The organism is Haladaptatus sp. (assembly GCF_049589095.1).
Lineage (GTDB): Archaea > Halobacteriota > Halobacteria > Halobacteriales > Haladaptataceae > Haladaptatus.
Map to the genome: position 1 here is coordinate 1 of NZ_JBAWAC010000590.1, position 17332 is coordinate 17332.

A 17332-nucleotide genomic window follows, 5' to 3' on the forward strand; every position below is an offset into this window, starting at 1 on the left:
TGCACACCTGGGTTCTCCGCTCGGTCATCGCTCCCGAAGTGGGAGTACTCCGGCGGGGACTGAGGTGCGCATCGAACGGTAGACGACGGCCGAATAAGGAGTTTCGGGTTCAGTTATCAGAACAGATAGTCGGAGCCGAAAATTCGGTCGTCAGAACGTGTATTCGGAGCCGAAAATCCGGACGTCGGAACGGATGGTCGGTGTCGCGTCAGTACGTGTACTCGTCCTCGGTGACCTGCACGTACTTGCCGTTCCGGTAGCCGAACTTCGTCTTCTTGTACTGGGCCATGAGCCTCCCGGCGCGAACGCCGGACGAGAGGCTGGACGAATCGAGCTTTCCGATTCCGGTGCCGTCGTCGTTGAGCAGTTTGTTCACCATCGAGAACGCCTTGTCCCAGTCGTCCGGGCCGTACTCCTCCACGATGTCCGCGAAGGCGATGTTGCGCAGGAGTTCGTCGCCGATCGCGTCCTTCCACTCGTCGTTGTACGATTCGATATCGTCGGTCGCGGCGAGTTTTCCGGCGATCTTGCCCGAGCGAACCGCGACGTGGTAGCCGCCCTCGTGGAAGGCGCTGGTCGTTCCCATCGCGCCGCCAGCGACGGCGATTCCGGCACCGACGGGCGATTCGATGGGTCGCGTCGAGGAGATGGGGTACGTTTCGGTGCCGTTCGATTTCCCGCGGTCCTCCACGAGCGGGAAGTCCTCCTCGATGTCGTACTCGTCGCCGTACTCGCGTTCGAGGAGGCGGCGGATGTACTCGTTCGGACGGGGGAGTCCCTCGTCGTCCGGGCGAAGGAGGTCGTAGGAGTCGGGGTCGTCAACGTCGTCTAACGTCATCCCGATGGGCATGGTGAGACCCACGCGGGCCACCGTGCCGTCGTTCGGGAAGACCCACGGGTAGGCCGTCTCGCCGGGGATGACGCCCCACCAGAACTTGATGGCGGACTTTTCGAACACCTCTTCGGGGAACTCGCGGTACTCCTGATACGCGATGTGGTTCACTTCCGGCGGGCTGAGGTAGTCGCTCATGGAACTGCCCTCGGGCATGAACTGGTCGAGCGCCCCGAGCGTGACCTGACGCTGTGGCCCGTCGGCGAGGACGAGATACGTCGCCTCGATGTCCTCACCGTCGGCGAGTCGAAGCGTGTGACGGTACTCCGCGTTGAGGTCGGTTTCGACACCCCTGACGCCGACGCCAACGCGGTACTCCGTCCCCGCATCCTCGACGCGCTCCCGTAGCCAGTCGTCCATGCGGGCACGGAAGAAGGTGAATCCCATGTTCGGGTACGACGCTTCTATGCCCGTACCGCGGAGGGTGACGGCCTCGTTCGGGCCGATGAAATCCGCGCTGTCGAGGACCTGCAGGACGACCTCGTCGGGAATGTCCTCGTAGTCCTCGTCCATGATGTCGATCCAGTAATCCAGCATTCCGGCGGCGTCGGTCGAGTCGGGACCGAGGAACTCGCGGTCCTCGCGCGGGACGCCCTTTTCGAGGACGACGGCGCTCGCGCCGTGTTTCCCTGCTTGTTCACCGGCCGCCATCCCTGCGGGGCCCCCGCCCACTATCGCAACGTCGAATCGCTCCATATTCCTACGCTACTCAAGGAGGGATACTAAATTCTTAGCCTTCGGTCGCGCGAGCGTCAGGAATCGCAATCGGTCGCCATACCACGGTACTGTTTTGACGATTCCGCCCACAGAAACGGTATGGCAGAGTTCGAACACCTCTCCGTCGAACGAACCGACGACGTAGCGCGCGTGAGGATGGACCGCCTGGAGACGCACAACTCGATGAATCCCGCGATGGCCGCTGAACTGCGGACGGCTACGGCCGACCTGTACGAGGACGATTCACGGTGTGTCGTGCTCACCGGAACCGACGGCGTGTTCAACACGGGCGCGGACCTGTCGGTGCTCTCGGGCGACGCGAGCGACGGCCGGACGCTTCGAAGCATCGCCTCCTCCCTCCACCGCGCCATCGAAAACCTCGCGCGGGCACCGAAACCCGTCGTGACCGGCGTGAACGGTGTCGCGGCAGGCGGCGGGTTCGGTCTCGCGCTGTCGGGCGATATCGTCCTGCTCGCCGAGGACGCCAGACTGGAGTTCGCGTACCCGCGCGTCGGCCTGACCGGCGACGCCGGTTCGACGTTCTTCCTCCCGAAAATCGTCGGTCTCCGACGGGCGAAGGAGATCGCCCTGCTCGACGAACCAATCGACGCCGAAGCGGCCGTCGAGATGGGTTTGGCGACGGAAGTCGCGTCCGACTTCGACGAGCGCCTCGACGAACTCGCCGCGAAGTTCGCGGACGGTCCGACGAGGGCCTATGGCGCGACTAAACGCCTGTTCAATCGGGGTCAGGGACGGGACCTGTCGGCACAGATGGCCGCAGAGACGGATTCCATCGCCCGGATGACCACGACGGCCGATTTCGAGCGGGGGCTGGACGCATTCTTCGGCGAGGGCGAACCGGAGTTCGAAGGAAAGTAGTTGGGCGGTTCGAAGGAAGTCGATGGTGGGTGGTAGGTGAGTAGATGGGGAGTGTAGTGAGTGGGGTGAGTAGATGGGGAGTGAATGGGTTATACGTGCGGAAATCGGCAACCTATGTTTCGAACCGAAATACTCATTCTCCCACCCTCGGAGGTTGTGGCATGCAGGCAATCCTCAATGGAGACGTTCGCACGGTCACCGACGCGGGAACCATCGATGGCGGTATCGTGCTGTTCGAGGACGGGAAAATCGTGGCGGTCGGCGCGGAGGGCGACGTGGAGGTCCCGGACGACGCCGAGGTCATCGACGCCCGTGGGAAGCCAGTGACGCCCGGCCTCGTGGAGGCTCACAGCCACGCCGGGATGGGCGAGTGGGGCGAACCGGAGGACGGCGACGTGAACGAACTTTCGGACCCAGTGACGCCGCACGTCAACGCGCTGGACGGCTTTCACCCGCGCGACGAGCACCTGCGCCACGCCTACCAGGGCGGGGTGACGACCGTCAGCGCCCGGATGGGGAGTGCGAACGTCATCGGTGGCATCATCTGTTCGATGAAAACCTACGGGGACATCGCCGACGAGATGCTAATCCGGGAGGACGGCATGAAGGCCTCGATGGGTGAGAACCCGAAGCGGTTCCACGGCGACCAGAAGGACCGCCAGCCCACCACACGCCCCGGAATCGCGGCCACCCTCCGACAGGCGTTCATGGACGCCGAGGACTACATCGACCGCCGGGAGAAGGCCGCCGAAGGCGGCGACCCGTTCGAGCGCGACTTGGGCATGGAGAACCTATCGAGGGTCATCGAGGGAGACCTCCCGCTCCGCGTGCACGCCCACCGCGCCGACGACATCGCCACCGTGTTCCGCATCACCGACGAGTTCGGAATTTCCGATCTGTCCATCGAGCACGCCACCGAGGGTCACGCCCTCGCGGAGGAGTTCGTAAAGCGCGACGTGCCCGCCATCGTCGGCCCGTCCTTTTACTCCGGCGCGAAGTACGAACTGTCGAACATCACCTTCGAAACCCCCGGCATCCTCCACGACGCGGGGGTCACAATCGCCATCCAGACCGACGCGCCTGTCCTCCCGCAGGAACACCTCGATGTCTGTGTCGGACTAGCGATCCGTGAGGGACTCCCGGAGGAAGCCGCCCTCCGGACCGTCACGCGTAACCCCGCCGAGATTCTGGGAATCGAGGACCGCGTAGGGACGCTGGAAGAGGGGACGGACGCCGACCTCGTCGTCTGGGATGGCGAACCGTTCGACATCACCGCCGACGCCCAGCACGTCTTCGTCGACGGCCAGCACGCGTACGATGCTGAGCGCGACGACCGTGACCCGCGCGACGAGTACGCGTGGTGACAACCCGATAACGGAGTGGCGGACCTCGAATGTATCCGCTCCCTACGAGCGGGGTTTGGTCCTGAGGTTGTGAGTGAGCACAATGGATCTGCGGTTATGATCGCCAATACCGAGCCCCAACACCCTGCACCGCAACCGCTCCGCGGCCGCACCGCGCTACTTTACCGACATCGCCCGGTCCGTTCAACCGGGTGGCGCGCGCTGACACGACAACTCGGCCAGCGGTCCAGCCGAGTTGTCGTGGAAGATTCGTGCGAGGGATGAGTGACGCCGCGACTGCATGGAGCGGCGGAGGGAATCGGCTGGGGAGGTTCGTGGTGCTGTGCGGTTGCGGAGGCGGTATTCATGCCGCTCGGTAGTTGTAGCCTCAGTAAAATCAAAATCCTCTCGTAGCAACTCGAATCGTGGTAAAGACGGACTGATTTGGTCGTGAACGATCCGCGTTCCGATTGCAGTTATTTTGACTATGCTTGATCTTTCCCACTACCCCTCTCGTTGCTGACAGAGTCAAAGGGTTGGGCTTTTAGCCTCCCGGTGTTCATCTCCCGACGATGCCCGACAGAGAGGACGTGTGCGTACTCATCCCGACGTTGAACGAAGCCGAGACGATTGGCGAGGTCATCGATGGCTTCCGTGAGCAGGGATTTTCGAACGTTCTCGTTGTCGACGGGAACTCGGACGACGGAACGCGCGATCTGGCGACGGATCACGGCGCGCGCGTCATCCAACAGAGCGGGGTCGGCAAAGGCCAGGCGGTCCGCGAGGGATTGGAACACATCGAATCGGAGTACGTACTGATGCTGGACGGAGACGGGACGTACAAACCTGAGGATGCGGACACGATGCTTGCCCCGCTCGACGATGGGTATGACCACGTCATCGGCAACCGGTTCACGGATATGGACGACGGCTCGATGCCGCGGCTGAACCACTTCGGCAACCGCATCATCAACGAAGCCTTTGCGGTCATTCACCGCTCGAACTTCAAGGACATCCTTAGCGGCTACCGCGCGTTCACCCGCAAATCGGCCGAGCAGGCGTATCTCACCTCGGACGGCTTCGGCGTCGAAACCGAACTCGCCGTCGAATGTGTCAAACACAGCGTGCCGACCGCCGTCGTCCCGGTCCAGTACGAGGAGCGCCCCGACGACTCGGAGACGAACCTCCACCCGCTCTGGGACGGCGGCGACATCATCATGACGCTGTACCAACTCGCCAAGACGAACAACCCGCTCTTTTACTTCGGAAGCATGGGCTTCGTCAGCGGTCTCTTCGGGGTGTTCCTCGGCGCCTACGTCGGCGTCGAGTGGGTGACACGCCACATCTCACACGAAGTACTCGCCGTCGTCGCGGGTGTCTCCATCATCTTCGGCCTGCAACTGCTGATGTTCGGCGTCCTCTCCGACATGATCGTGACACTGCACCGCGAACAGATGCGTCGTATCGAAGAACGACGGTAGACGGTGATTGTCGGAGAACGACGGTAGACGGGAACTATCGACGACGGGAGCGTTCTTTTCACCCGACGTTCCGCGGGCGTTCAGAGCCGTTTGGACAGGAGCACCGACGCGAGTCGGTCGTACGCCCGAACGACCGACTCGTCGGAGAGCACCGCGACGCCGCCGTCCGGAATCGACGCGAGTACGGGACTTCCGAGCAGTCGCTGGACTCTCGGCATGGGACGGTCCGATCGGGTGAGGACGACGCCGATGATGGTCGTTCCGAGCGCACGCGCCATCGCGGCGGTTTTGGCCGTGTCGCGTAGACACGCCGGGTCAGGTGTCGTCACCAACAGGACATGGTCCGCGATGCGGAGCGGCGTCGCCGCATCCGGCCCAGCCCCCGCCGGGCAGTCCACGAGAACGTGGTCCGCAGTGCTGGAGAGACGGGGGAGGGCGTCCGCCAGCGAAATCCGTTCGCCCATGGTCCGTGGTGCGGGGACGATTCCGACGCCGGAGAGATTCGGTGGCGGATGGGTGGCGGTCTCGACGTCTTCGCCCGCCGCAACCGCGGCGAGATTCGGCGTCGGTTCGACGGCCGCGAGCAGATGTAGATCCGGCATGTCCACGTCGGCATCCGCCGCGAGGACGGACCGGCGCGTCCTCCCGAGTGCACCCGCGAGACCGAGCGTTGTCGTCTTCCCACAGCCACCCTTGCCACCGGCGATAGCGAGCATGCCGGGAGTGGTCCCATCATTTTATTTAAACTTCGGGGTGAGACCCGTACCTTTCAAGACGCGTGACAACCCCTGTTCGAATGATGCGGCACGACCACCTTATCGACACAAAACAACTAACGCGGCAGGACATAGAGAACGTCCTCGACCACGCCGCGGAAATCGACGCCGACCCGTCGGCGTTCGCGGATCGACACGCGGGAAAACTGCTCGGACTGATGTTTTACGAGCCGAGCACCCGCACGAAGATGAGTTTCGAGACGTCCATCAAGCGCCTCGGCGGCGACATCGTCGACATGGGGCCCGTCGAATCGTCGAGCGTGAAGAAGGGGGAAAGCCTCGCCGACACGGCCCGCGTCATCGAGGGATACGCCGACGCGCTCGTGTTGCGCCACCCGAGTCAGGGTGCGGCGAAGATGGTGGGCGAGTTCGTCGACGTTCCGCTCCTGAACGCGGGCGACGGCGCGGGACACCACCCGACCCAGACCCTGCTCGACCTGTACACGATTCGGGAGAACGCGGGACTGGACGACCTCACCATCGGCATCATGGGCGACTTGAAGTACGGCCGGACGGTCCACTCGCTCGCATACGCGCTGACGAACTTCGACGCGCACCAGCACTTCATCAGCCCGGGTAGTCTGAAATTGCCACGAAGCGTCCGCTACGACCTGCACGAGGCTGGAGCAAGCGTCCGCGAGCACACGGATATCGAGGCAATCCTCCCGAACTTGGACGTGCTCTACGTGACCAGAATCCAGCGCGAGCGCTTCCCCGACGAGAACGAGTACCGCGCTGTCGCGGGCGACTACCAAATCGACTTCGAAACGCTCGAAGCCGCGCCGGACGATTTGACCATCATGCACCCACTTCCGCGCGTGGACGAAATCGCGCCCGAGGTGGACGAGACGGAACACGCGAAATACTTCGAACAGGCACACAACGGCATCCCGGTGCGGATGGCACTGTTGGATTCCATGCTGGAGGACCAATGAGCGACCACGAACTCCGCGTCAGTAAGATTCGAAACGGCACCGTTATCGACCACATTCGCGCCGGACAGGCGCTCAACGTCCTCGCCATCCTCGGCATCGACGGGGCCGACGGCGAGGAAGTGAGCGTCGGGATGAACGTTCCCAGCGACCGGGTCGGGAGAAAGGACATCGTGAAAGTCGAAGGGATGGAGTTGAGTCAGAACGAGGTGGACGTACTTTCGCTCATCGCACCCGACGCGAGCATCAACATCATCCGGGAGTACGAAGTCGCGGAAAAGCACCGCTTGGAACGACCCGAGTACGTCACCGGTATCCTCTCCTGCCCGAACAGCAACTGTATCTCGACGGAGGACGAACCGGTGGACTCGAAGTTCGAAGTGCTCCCCGACGGCGTTCGGTGTGAGTACTGTGAGACGATACTCCGCGACGACCTCGCCGCACACATCAGCGTAAAGTAGGAAACGACGGCTTAACGGGCCGAACTGGAACGCTTAACGAGGCGAACTGGAACGAACGGTCGGTCCGGTTTATGCTGTCACTCGAAATGCTTCCCGGTATGGGAACCCGAATCGGCAGACATCTCGCACTCGTCTTCTCGCTTCTCCTCGTCGTCTCGGGCGGTGCAGCCATCGCGGCCAGTACGGCAACCAGTACGTCGGTCGCAACCAATACGTCTCCGTCTCCGAGCGCGCTGTCGGCGGTCCAAGTCGGCAACTACAAAGTTTCCATCAAGAACGTGACCGTCAGGACGTGGGCGCTCCGGAACACGACGGTGGACAACGCGACCATCGATACGGTTCACGTCGGGACGTTGCGGACGAAACAGGGAACGAAGCGGAACGTCATCCTCCACAACGTCTCGGTTTCGACGGTCCACATCCGGAATGGAACGCTGAAAAACGTCAGCGCCGATCGGATCGTCATCCGAAACCGTTCGATCTGGAACGTTCCGGGCGGTGACCTGTTCGACCCCGGCGTGAAAAACCGCGTCATCGAGCGCCACGTGCTGGCGAACCTCACCGTCGAAGGTGCAGCCATCGACACGCTGAACGTAACGACGCTGTCCACGGCCGACGTCACGGTGCCGGAGCAGTCGACGGACCCGCAGGTCGATCCGGCCGTGACGAATCCGGATTCGAAGCCACGACCGGACATCGTCATCGAGAACGCGAGCGTCGATTCGGGAGTCGTTCGGCACGCGAACGCCGGAAGCTGGTCGACCCGGAGCATCAGTTCCGAGAACGGCCGAACGAGAAACAAAACGTCGTCGGCACCGCGTTAGCGTCGTTGTCACTGCGATAGTTACAGAATCGCCTCGGTCTCCACGGTTTTCCCGCCCGAAAACCCCGCCCCGCCGAGTTCGAACGCCGGGACCCGTACCTCGTCGCCCTCCCAAAACGCGAGCCCCGGAACGTCGCCGAAGACGCGTCGAAACTCCTCGTCCGCGTCTGCGTCCGGAACGGTGAGTTCGACCCGTTCGAAATGGCCGTCGTCCCACGACCCGAGGTCCGTTTCGACGTCGCTCCCATCCGGCTGGAGTTCGACCCGGAACCCCCACGGAGTCATGATGAACGTCCGTCGTCCATCGCGGTCCCGAACCGACCAGTCCGCCTCCGCCGCACGGTCACAAATCGCGTCGAACGCGGTCGTACACAGACCGAGATGGTCGAAATGCGGCTTTCGTCCCGGTGCTATCGTGACGTTCACGTAGCCCCGCTGGGCGTTCTGGAGGCGAAGACGAAAGTCGTCCGGAATCGGATCCGCCGCGTCGAGCGCGTGGAACTCGCCATCGACCTGCCCGAATCGCCGGTACGGTGGTAGTCCATGCGCATCGAGTTCGGTCTCCGCACGGCTCACGTCGGGCGTGTTGAAGTGGAGATGAAAGAGTCTGGTCGGGGACTGCATATCCGACGCTCACGTCCGTGCGAAAAAATCGATTCGGTTCGATTCGGTTCGATACGAATCGAGGAACTCGATTACTCTTCGACTTCTTCGGCTTCGTCGTCGGCTTCGAGTTCCTCGACGAGTTCGTCCTCGTCGATGTCGGCGTCTTCGAGGGCTTCTTCGAGGTCGGCTCCGCCCATGCCACCCATTCCGCCCATGCCCATCATACCGGCACCGGCACCGTCGATGGTCTCCTGGACGATGACTCGGTCGAGGTCGAGTCGGTCGATGACGTCCTGTGCGATCTGCTGTTTCTGGAACATCCACTGCTGGTTCATCGACAACTGCGGCGTCGCCTCGATGTAGAGGGTTTCCTTCTCGACCGTCTCGGTCTCGGTTTCGCCGTCCTCGTCCTCGACTTCCTCTTCGACCTCGTCCGTCTCGATCCACATGTCGAGGTCGGCGTCGATGTACATCGAGAAGAGGCCCTTGGCCTTCTCCTCCGCGTCCTCGACTTCTTCGACGATCTCGTAGTCGTATTCGAGGTCCTCACCGGCGAGCGGGTGGTTGAAGTCCACGCGTGCGCGACCGCCGATGATGGTCTCGACATAGCCCTGCTGGCCGTCGACGTTGACACGAGCGCCGGGGTAGCGGTCGTCCTCGCCGATCTTGTCGGCGCTGATCGTGCGGACTTGCTCGTTGTCGTACTCGCCGAACGCCTGCTCGACGGTGACGGTTCCCTCGTCGCCGGCTTCCTTCCCGTAGATGTTCTCTTCGACGTCCTCGAAGATGTGGCCAGCACCGAGAACGATGGTGCGCGGGCCGAACTCGCGGTCTTCCGACTCGATGCCTTCCTCTTCGGCGACCTCTTCGCTGGTCGTGTCGACGAGGTCCTCGTCCTCGATGGTTCGTGCCGTGTAATCGAGACTGATGAAGTTTCCTTCCTGCAGCCCCTCCTCTGTCTGAGTTTCTTCTTCCTCGTTTACATCTGCTTCTTGTTCGTCACTCATATCCGAAACGACACCCGTTCTGCCCTTAATAATCACGTTTCGCCTTCGAGGAGGAATTTAGCCGTGTCGGAACCTTCGTTCCTCCCATACGAGCATTTCAGTGGATGAAACACCGAAATTCAGCGAAACCGTCGCCTCGCGGTGAACCCCTCTCGAAGTTAGCCGATATGTTCTCTCGCAGACAAAGGGGTGGATACCCCGCGTCCGGTGGTGTCGCGGCGTTCCGAAGGTGATAAACCACGCGGAACCATTCGCCGGGGTATGGACGTTGCGTTGGGTGGGACGTTTGACCCGGTTCACGATGGACACCGGGCGTTGTTCGAGCGAGCGTTCGAGTTGGGTGATGTCACCGTCGGGTTGACGAGCGATGATCTCGCTCCCGCGACTCGAAACGTGGACCGACATGTCCGCTCGTTCGAGGAACGAAAAGCTGACCTCGAAGCCGAACTGCGTGACTTTGCAGGGGAACACGACCGCGACTTCGAGGTTCGAAAACTCACCGAACCGACGGGGATCGCCACCGAGGAGCAGTTCGACGTGCTCATCGTCTCCCCCGAGACGAAGGACGGCGGCGAGCGAATCAACGAACTCCGCGCCGAGAAAGGAAACGGCCCCCTCGAAATCGTCGTCGTTCCGCACGTCGAGGCCGAGGACGGAGACATCATCTCCAGCACGCGAATCGTCGTCGGCGAGATCGACGAACACGGGAATCTGACCCCGGACAACGACGGACGCGACTGAATTTTCCGAACGCAACTACCACGACGGCGGTTGTAGTCCGGCCTCTTTCAAAATAGACTTCCAGCGCTGTTGAATGGTCAGCCGAGAGACGTCCATCGCGTCGGCCACGACCTGCTGTGAACGCTGGTCGCCCTCGATGAGCGACCCGGCGTACAGGCTGGCGGCCGCGACCGCGCGTTTCGAGCGGTCCTCGGGATCATCCGCGTCGGAGACGGTCGAGAGGAAGAGATCCGCCGCCCGCGAGCGAGCGCCGGTTTCGAGTTCGAGACGGTCCGCTGCCTGCTGGATTTCGGCGAGCCAGGCTTCGTTTTCGACGTGGTCACGTGCCCGATACACGGGAAAACGTTGCTCGTCATCCGATATAAACGCTCGTCCGACGAGAACGATAGGTACTTATCCGGTACATGAAAAAGCCATACTGCGTGCGGGTAGCCAAGCTAGGCCAACGGATCAGCGCTTATGACGCTGTCCCGTAGGGGTCCGCCGGTTCGAATCCGGTCCCGCACATTTTCATCACGATTACCCGGCGAGCCTTCGCTTTGCGGAGGCTCGCCTCGGTCCAAGTGATGAAAATTGCAAAGAGTGGATTCGAATTAGACGAGACGCATGCCCGGGAAGCGAACGGATGTGAGCGACCCGGACCGTCTCGGCGTTGTTCGAATCCGGTCCCGCACATTCTCCGCGAACTACGGTCGTGAGCGGAGAATGGACGGGAAAATCATTACGGTCCGAGCGAGAAAGTATTTGGACGACCAACGCGACCGTAGCATACAGTAATGGACCGAAGCATCTCGGATGGAGTTCTGTCCGTTGCCGGAGCGAAGGTGCTCACGCTCTTCATCGGACTCCTCACCACACCGATCCTGTATCGATGGCTCGGTGCCGAGAGGATCGGTATCTACTACGGCCTCCTCGCCCCGTTCTCGCTGTTCATGATCTTCGTCAGTTCCGGGGTGAGCGACGGTGTTCGGAAGTTTCTCGCGGAGAACAGGGCGTTCCCGGACTGGACGTCCCACGTCGTCGGGTTCTACTTTCGACTGGCGTCCGGGTTGGCGCTCGTCGGCGCGGGACTCGTCGCGCTCGTCACGTGGAGCGGCGTCCTCGATTCCTTCCTCCCTCCCGGATACCAGATATACGGGTACCTGCTCGCCGTCCTCGTCGTCGTGAGCCAGTTTCAGTCGTACGCCCGCCGGACGCTGATGGGATTCGGTCTCGAACGCTACTCCGAACCGCTGCAGATCGTACAGAAGGTGACGTTCGTCGGGATCGCCCTCGCGCTCATCAGCGCGGGGTACGGTGTCACCGGGATGTTCGTCGGGAACATCGCAGCGAGCACGGCCGTCGCCCTCCTCGGCCTCGCGCTGGTCAACCGCAAAGTGTCGCTGAGAAGCGTTTTCAGGGTTCCGTCCTCGGAGTTCCCACGCAAGGAGTTGCTCACGTTCAACGTCCAATCGATCGTCCTCATCCTCTGTCTCACGTCGCTCTACCAGGTCGATATCATGATGCTCACCCTGCTGACCACTTCCAAACAAGTCGGATACTACCGGGGAGCGCTCGAACTGGCGGAGTTCCTCTGGTTCGTTCCGCTGGCGCTCCAGACGGTCTTCGTCCACTCCACGTCCGAACTCTGGGCGGCGGGACGATCCGACAAGATATCGACCCTCGCTGCACGCACCACGCGATATACGTTACTCATGACCGGCGTAATGGCGGTGGGACTCGCCGCGTTAGCGCCAAGCGTAGTTCCGGTATACCTCGGTTCCGACTTTCAGCCGACGGTGAAACCGCTCCTCCTGTTGTTGCCGGGTGCGCTCGGGTTCGCCGTCGCGCGGCCGATTCTCGCGATAAGTCAGGGCGAGGGAACGCTCGGGTTCCCGATCCGGGCGACCGGAGCCGCCGCGGCGATAAATATCGGGCTCAACGCGATACTCATTCCCCGCTACGGGATGTCCGGAGCGGCAGTTTCGACGAGCATCGGCTACGGTTCGATGTTTCTCTTCCACGTTTGGAGCGCGCGGAAGGTCGGTTTCGACCCCCTCTCGAACGCTCGTCTCGGCAGCATCGCCGCGACGATGCTTCTCGCGGCACCTCCCATATTCGCTCTGGCGCACTTCATCACGTACTCCATCACCGTCTCGGGAATCGCCCTGCCGCTCTCCCTCGTCGTCGTTCCCCCGCTCGGACTCGTCATCTTCCTCTCCTGTGCGTTCCTGACGGGAGCGCTGGGTATCTGTGAAGTGCTTCGGTTACTCTCGGATTTCCCCGTGCCGGTCGGACCGCTCGCTCACCGACTTCGATGTCGAACGCCGTTCCTTTCCTCGCTGTGCGGGTAGACTCGGCACCGTTCGAGTCGTCCCGCGGAAGTACGATCGGCCACAAAAATTCGAAAGAAGCGTTTGCGCGGTTAGTGTTAGTGGTCCGAGAAACCGTCTATCACGCCGCCGCAGTCCGGGCACGACACGTATTCGGTACCGGTGCTTTTGTGGCCGGTCGGATTGCCGTTACGGGTCGTGCGTGAACTGCTGCCGTGACTCAGGTCAGAACTACAGTATGGACATTCTAGCATGATACTCATCCACGCGTTGCGTGGTAACAATTGTCACAACACGAGGTATCATGATAAACTTTGTGTCGACTTATCTCCGGGAGAGATGCCGTAATCGTGATTACGAGAGCGCCTCTTTAGCGTTCTCGACCGCTGCTTCCTTCTTTGCGGGGTAGGCTTCGACTTTCGCGCGAAGGGTGATTCCCTGCCCGAGTCGAACCTCGTCGCGGTAGGCGGCCTGCTTGTCGAGCGAGATGAAAAACGAGCAGTTGTCGTCCACGCGCTGGTCAAGTTCCCCGCGCACTTGCTCGATGTCGTCCAGTTCGCGGAGTTTACCGAGGATGTGACGCATTTCGTCGGCGTTCTCCACCCGTGCCGAGAGGATGAGGATGCGGTCGCCGAGATGCCCCTCGCTCTTCATGCGCTCGATTTCGGACTCTTCGGGGAGGTATGCGTCGAGGGCGTCCTCCACGCGCTGGTCGTCTTCGGTCGCATAGCAGAATGCACGCAGGTCGATGTAATGAAACGGAACGCTGGCCATGATGGTACGTACGAGTGGGGGAAAGAAAAGTTACGCTTCGTCGTCCGCGTCCTCGTCGTTATCGCCCTCGGCCGCTTCGAGGGAGTCCTCCGGAACGCCGGTCTCCTGTCCGTCCTCGAAGCTGACGGTGTAGGTGGCGTCGCCGAACATGTTCTCGATCACTTGCGTGACCGTCCCCTCGTCGCCATCATATTCGCTGTGCTGGTCGTGCAGAATGACCGCGTCGTCTTCCTCAAAGCTCATACCGCCGGATAGCCCATCCGGTCGTAAAAACCGTCCGATTCCGGAGTGTCCCCGACCGAAGGCTTATCTCGCCCGCTCGAATATCGTGGCACATGATTGTACTCTCCGCGCGGTCGGTCTCTCCCTCTCGTTCGCCATCCGAGTCACATCGCGGTCAGTCACACGATGACGCTCGATGACCTCTGGTTTCTCGCTACCGAGGCGGACCAGCGGGCCGAACAGGCCTACCATCGACTGACGGAGCGACACACGGGATTTCTGGAGTTCACCCGGACGTACGATGTCTCCCGGCGGCGATTTCGGACGCTCGCCCGGCGCGTCTCGGACACCGGCGCGCCGTACGGCGCACACACCATCGTCTATCGACCGTCCGGCGAAATCCTCCTCGTCTGGCACGGTGGGTTGGACACGTGGGTGCTCCCCGGCGGCGGCATTCAGGAAGACGAATCCTACCGCGAGACCGCGGAACGGGAACTCCGTGAGGAGGCGGGCGTGGAGGCGAACTACGAAGGACTCGGTATCGCAACCCGTACCGCGATTCGGTGCGGCGAGTACTCGACGTGGGGTATTCTCCCGGTGTTTCAGGCGCGTGCGAAGACGACGACGCCGACCGTCCGCGACCCGGACGGCGAGATAACGGATGCGAAGTGGTTCGGGAAGTTACCCGAAAACACCCGCGACCGCGAGCAGTTGGTCGCGTGGCAGGAGAACGAGTTCGACTAGTTGCCGTGCGTGACGCCGTCACGTGAATCGGCGTCCATCCGCCGAATCGCGCCGCGGGCGTTGCCCGATTCGTAGCCGAAGAACACGTCGTTCGCGTAGGCGTCGGCGACTTCGGTGGCGTGAATGAGGTCGTCGATGTCGATATCGACCGCGTACAGTTCGATGCTGAACGGGATGTCGAGGGCGTCGGCGAACCCGCTGGCGATGATTTCGAGCCAGTAGGTCGTCGAGTAGGCCATGTCGTACAGCGGGACGACGAACTCGTCCACGTGTTCCGACAGCGCGTCCAGGTCGAGTCCAGCACGCTCGTAGAGGTGGCCCGGATACGGGTCGGGATACAGCGTCAGATAGGTTTTGCCGGGGATTCGGTCGGTCGCTTCCGCGACGAACTCCGTGATGACGTCGGCGCGCCACGCATACCAGTCGTCGTGGTCGCTCGCTTCGAACTCAGCCTCGCACTGCTCGCAGTGGCAGTACTCCGCCCGCGGAAAGCCGCTGTCGTCCACTCGCACGTCGGGGTAGGCCTCGGCAGCGTCGGACACCATTTCGAGAAGTCCCTCCCGATAGGCCTCGCGCGTCGGGCAGATGTATCCCCAGTCGAAGTACGGTTGCTCGCGGGTCGCGAGTTCGCCCTCGTCGCTCACCGGCACCAACGAGGGGTCGTTCTCGGCGGCGGTGCTGTCGCCGAAACAGGAGATCATGTTCACGCCCATTTCGACCGGCTCGGTTGCACGCCCCGTCACGTCCTTCATCTCGTAGAATCCCCGCTCGAACTCGGGCCAGTCGAGTTCCTCGGGGTTTCGCGTCACCACGCCGTACATGGTACGCCGTTCGGGTTCCGGTCGGTAATCGGTTTCGAACCCCGTGTCCCTCGCTTCCGCTCCGCCCCGGTTCCCCACACCTTCCCCTTTGAATGGCTTTCAAGTTCGCCCCGCAGACCTTCCCCGCCGGGAACATACTACTCTAGTACATGATCCGAACCATACTCGGCGTCGCATGTGCCAGCGTCGGAGCGCTTACGTCCGCCGCACCCGGCGAGAACGGCCCGCTGAACGGACTGGACGGATTGCAGGGAGTGGACGACCTGCAGGGAATCTCGTTCGACAAACTCAACATCCTCTCCCTGCTCGCGCAGGCGGGGTACGCCTTCCAGAAGGGCAACGCGAAGCGCGGCGCGCTGCTGCTCGGTGCGGCCACCATCGCGCCGAAGAGCAAGGAGGCGTCGTATCTCGTGCAGGGCGTCGTCACGCTCGACTCCATCCGCAAGCGGCTATCGTAAGCCGGTAACGGTCTATTGTAAGCAGGCAACGGCTTGTCGTACCGCGAGCGGATGTCGTACGCCATCAATGGACCCGGATGGATCGCGATGGGAAAAGTAAAGGATTGACTGCACGCATTTTCCGTTATGGACTTCAGTCTCTCCGCAGAGCAGAAACAGATCCGGGACATGGTCGCGGAGTTCGTGGACGAGGAGATCAAGCCTCGCGCCGCGGAAATCGACGAAACCGACGAATTCCCCAGCGACCTCGTCTCGGAGATGGCCGACCTCGGCCTGATGGGAATGCCCTTCCCGGAGGAGTACGGCGGGGCCGGACTCGACTACCACTCCTACGCCATCGGCCTCGAAGAGATCGCACGCGGGAGCGGCGGCCTCGGAACCGTCGTCGCCGCCCACACCAGCCTCGCGGGTAACATGCTCTACGAGTTCGGGAACGAGGAGCAGAAACAGGAGTTCCTCACCCCGGTCAACGAGGGCACCGACATCGGCGCGTTCGCACTCTCGGAACCCGGTGCGGGGAGCGACGTTCCGGCGATGGACACCACGGCCGACAAGGACGGCGACGAGTACGTCCTCAACGGCGGCAAGCTTTGGATCTCGAACGGCTCTGTCGCCGACACCGTCACCGTCTTCGCCAAGACGGACGAGGACGCAGGTAACAAGGGCATTTCCTCGTTCGTCGTCCGTCCCGAGGAGGACGACGGCTTCCACGTCGAGGGCACGGAGCACAAACTCGGCGACAAGGGCTGTCCGACCGCCGAACTCCGGTTCAGCGACCTCCGGATTCCCGAGGACCGCCTGCTCGGCGAGGAGGGCGACGGGTTCGTCCACGCGCTGAAGACCCTCAACGGCGGGCGCATCACGATTGCGGCGCGCAGCATCGGTCTCGCCCGCGCGGCACGGGACGACGCGCTCGAATACGCCCAGCAGCGCGAGCAGTTCGACCAGCCCATCAGCGACTTCCAGACCATCCAGCACAAGCTGGCCGACATGGACACGAAGATTCAGGCCGCGAAGATGCTCATGCACCGCGCCGCCGACCGCAAGATGCGCGGCGAGGACTTCATCAAGCACGCCGCACAGGCCAAGTTGTTCGCCAGCGAAATCAGCCGTGAAGTCGCCAACGAGGGCATCCAGATCCACGGCGGCTACGGCTACACCACCGACTTCGACGCCGAGCGCTACTACCGCGACGCCAAACTGAACGAGATTTACGAGGGCACCAGCGAAGTCCTGCGGAACACGATTGCGGCGCAGATGCTGGACTAGAGAGGAGAGCGGCGACTCGGAGAACGCTTTTCGGGCGATTTTGTTTTGCTGTGAGATGGTATTTTGTTGAATTC

General features: G+C 62.2%; 20 protein-coding genes and 1 tRNA gene. 13 read left to right on the forward strand and 8 right to left on the reverse strand.

What is annotated here, in order from left to right; genetic code table 11:
- Positions 1-208: 208 nt before the first annotated feature.
- Positions 209-1588 (reverse strand): NAD(P)/FAD-dependent oxidoreductase, encoded by a 1380-nt coding sequence (locus WBV42_RS18385; RefSeq protein ID WP_423987315.1) that lies wholly within the window; start codon positions 1586-1588, stop codon positions 209-211.
- Between the two features lie 120 nt (positions 1589-1708).
- On the opposite strand from WBV42_RS18385, the gene WBV42_RS18390 reads away from it, so the two are divergent.
- From WBV42_RS18390 to aglJ, 4 genes are all read left to right on the forward strand, one after another.
- On the forward strand, positions 1709-2488 hold the full coding sequence (locus tag WBV42_RS18390) for an enoyl-CoA hydratase/isomerase family protein (protein ID WP_423987316.1): 780 nt from the start codon (positions 1709-1711) through the stop codon (positions 2486-2488).
- A gap of 161 nt (positions 2489-2649) precedes the next feature.
- Positions 2650-3852 carry an amidohydrolase gene (locus WBV42_RS18395; protein ID WP_423987317.1) on the forward strand — a complete coding sequence of 401 codons (1203 nt, stop codon included), beginning with the start codon at positions 2650-2652 and terminating at the stop codon, positions 3850-3852.
- Positions 3853-4116: 264 nt separating this feature from the next.
- Positions 4117-4245, forward strand: a complete 129-nt coding sequence (locus tag WBV42_RS18400) for a hypothetical protein (RefSeq protein ID WP_423987318.1) — start codon at positions 4117-4119, stop codon at positions 4243-4245.
- A gap of 158 nt (positions 4246-4403) precedes the next feature.
- A complete protein-coding gene (aglJ, locus tag WBV42_RS18405; RefSeq protein ID WP_423987319.1) occupies positions 4404-5312 on the forward strand; it encodes an S-layer glycoprotein N-glycosyltransferase AglJ in 909 nt (302 codons plus the stop codon).
- A gap of 80 nt (positions 5313-5392) precedes the next feature.
- On the opposite strand, the gene WBV42_RS18410 is transcribed toward aglJ, so the two are convergent.
- Positions 5393-6028, reverse strand: a complete 636-nt coding sequence (locus tag WBV42_RS18410; protein ID WP_423987320.1) for a MinD/ParA family ATP-binding protein — start codon at positions 6026-6028, stop codon at positions 5393-5395.
- An 83-nt stretch (positions 6029-6111) separates the two neighbouring features.
- Here WBV42_RS18410 and pyrB point away from each other — a divergent pair, with 83 nt between their 5' ends.
- The 3 genes from pyrB (at position 6112) to WBV42_RS18425 (ending at position 8305) form a co-directional block, all read left to right on the forward strand.
- Complete coding sequence (pyrB, locus tag WBV42_RS18415) at positions 6112-7023, forward strand: aspartate carbamoyltransferase (protein WP_423987332.1); 912 nt, start codon at positions 6112-6114, stop codon at positions 7021-7023.
- Positions 7020-7481: an aspartate carbamoyltransferase regulatory subunit gene (gene pyrI, locus WBV42_RS18420; RefSeq protein ID WP_066143121.1), complete on the forward strand. Its 462-nt coding sequence runs from the start codon at positions 7020-7022 to the stop codon at positions 7479-7481. Before pyrB ends, pyrI begins: the two co-directional genes overlap by 4 nt.
- A gap of 98 nt (positions 7482-7579) precedes the next feature.
- Positions 7580-8305, forward strand: a complete 726-nt coding sequence (locus WBV42_RS18425; RefSeq protein WP_423987321.1) for a hypothetical protein — start codon at positions 7580-7582, stop codon at positions 8303-8305.
- A gap of 20 nt (positions 8306-8325) precedes the next feature.
- Here WBV42_RS18425 and WBV42_RS18430 read toward each other — a convergent pair whose 3' ends face one another.
- Both WBV42_RS18430 and WBV42_RS18435 read right to left on the reverse strand, forming a co-directional pair.
- Positions 8326-8928, reverse strand: coding sequence for a hypothetical protein (locus tag WBV42_RS18430; protein ID WP_423987322.1), 603 nt, complete (start codon positions 8926-8928; stop codon positions 8326-8328).
- A gap of 71 nt (positions 8929-8999) precedes the next feature.
- Positions 9000-9917, reverse strand: a complete 918-nt coding sequence (locus WBV42_RS18435) for an FKBP-type peptidyl-prolyl cis-trans isomerase (protein WP_423987323.1) — start codon at positions 9915-9917, stop codon at positions 9000-9002.
- Positions 9918-10178: 261 nt separating this feature from the next.
- On the opposite strand from WBV42_RS18435, the gene WBV42_RS18440 reads away from it, so the two are divergent.
- Positions 10179-10658: a phosphopantetheine adenylyltransferase gene (locus WBV42_RS18440; protein WP_423987324.1), complete on the forward strand. Its 480-nt coding sequence runs from the start codon at positions 10179-10181 to the stop codon at positions 10656-10658.
- 15 nt (positions 10659-10673) lie between these two features.
- On the opposite strand, the gene WBV42_RS18445 is transcribed toward WBV42_RS18440, so the two are convergent.
- The gene (locus WBV42_RS18445; RefSeq protein ID WP_423987325.1) at positions 10674-10994 is read right to left on the reverse strand and encodes a transcription initiation factor IIB family protein; all 321 of its coding nucleotides are present in this window, start codon (positions 10992-10994) and stop codon (positions 10674-10676) included.
- Positions 10995-11080: 86 nt separating this feature from the next.
- On the opposite strand from WBV42_RS18445, the gene WBV42_RS18450 reads away from it, so the two are divergent.
- Together WBV42_RS18450 and WBV42_RS18455 are read left to right on the forward strand one after the other, a co-directional pair.
- A tRNA-Ile gene (locus tag WBV42_RS18450) sits at positions 11081-11165 on the forward strand.
- Between the two features lie 269 nt (positions 11166-11434).
- Positions 11435-12991 (forward strand): polysaccharide biosynthesis C-terminal domain-containing protein, encoded by a 1557-nt coding sequence (locus WBV42_RS18455; protein ID WP_423987326.1) that lies wholly within the window; start codon positions 11435-11437, stop codon positions 12989-12991.
- Between the two features lie 333 nt (positions 12992-13324).
- Here the strand turns inward: WBV42_RS18455 and WBV42_RS18460 are convergent, their stop codons facing one another.
- On the reverse strand, positions 13325-13744 hold the full coding sequence (locus WBV42_RS18460; RefSeq protein ID WP_423987327.1) for an RNA-binding protein: 420 nt from the start codon (positions 13742-13744) through the stop codon (positions 13325-13327).
- A gap of 30 nt (positions 13745-13774) precedes the next feature.
- On the reverse strand, positions 13775-13987 hold the full coding sequence (locus tag WBV42_RS18465) for a DUF1918 domain-containing protein (protein WP_423987328.1): 213 nt from the start codon (positions 13985-13987) through the stop codon (positions 13775-13777).
- A 165-nt stretch (positions 13988-14152) separates the two neighbouring features.
- Between WBV42_RS18465 and WBV42_RS18470 the strand changes: the two genes are divergently transcribed.
- Positions 14153-14710 carry an NUDIX hydrolase gene (locus WBV42_RS18470; RefSeq protein ID WP_423987329.1) on the forward strand — a complete coding sequence of 186 codons (558 nt, stop codon included), beginning with the start codon at positions 14153-14155 and terminating at the stop codon, positions 14708-14710.
- On the opposite strand, the gene WBV42_RS18475 is transcribed toward WBV42_RS18470, so the two are convergent.
- A complete protein-coding gene (locus WBV42_RS18475; protein WP_423987333.1) occupies positions 14707-15531 on the reverse strand; it encodes a hypothetical protein in 825 nt (274 codons plus the stop codon). The two genes, WBV42_RS18470 and WBV42_RS18475, sit on opposite strands and share 4 nt — an antisense overlap.
- Positions 15532-15680: 149 nt before the next feature.
- Here WBV42_RS18475 and WBV42_RS18480 point away from each other — a divergent pair, with 149 nt between their 5' ends.
- On the forward strand, positions 15681-15989 hold the full coding sequence (locus tag WBV42_RS18480; RefSeq protein ID WP_423987330.1) for a hypothetical protein: 309 nt from the start codon (positions 15681-15683) through the stop codon (positions 15987-15989).
- 126 nt (positions 15990-16115) lie between these two features.
- On the forward strand, positions 16116-17258 hold the full coding sequence (locus WBV42_RS18485) for an acyl-CoA dehydrogenase (protein WP_423987331.1): 1143 nt from the start codon (positions 16116-16118) through the stop codon (positions 17256-17258).
- Positions 17259-17332: the final 74 nt, after the last annotated feature.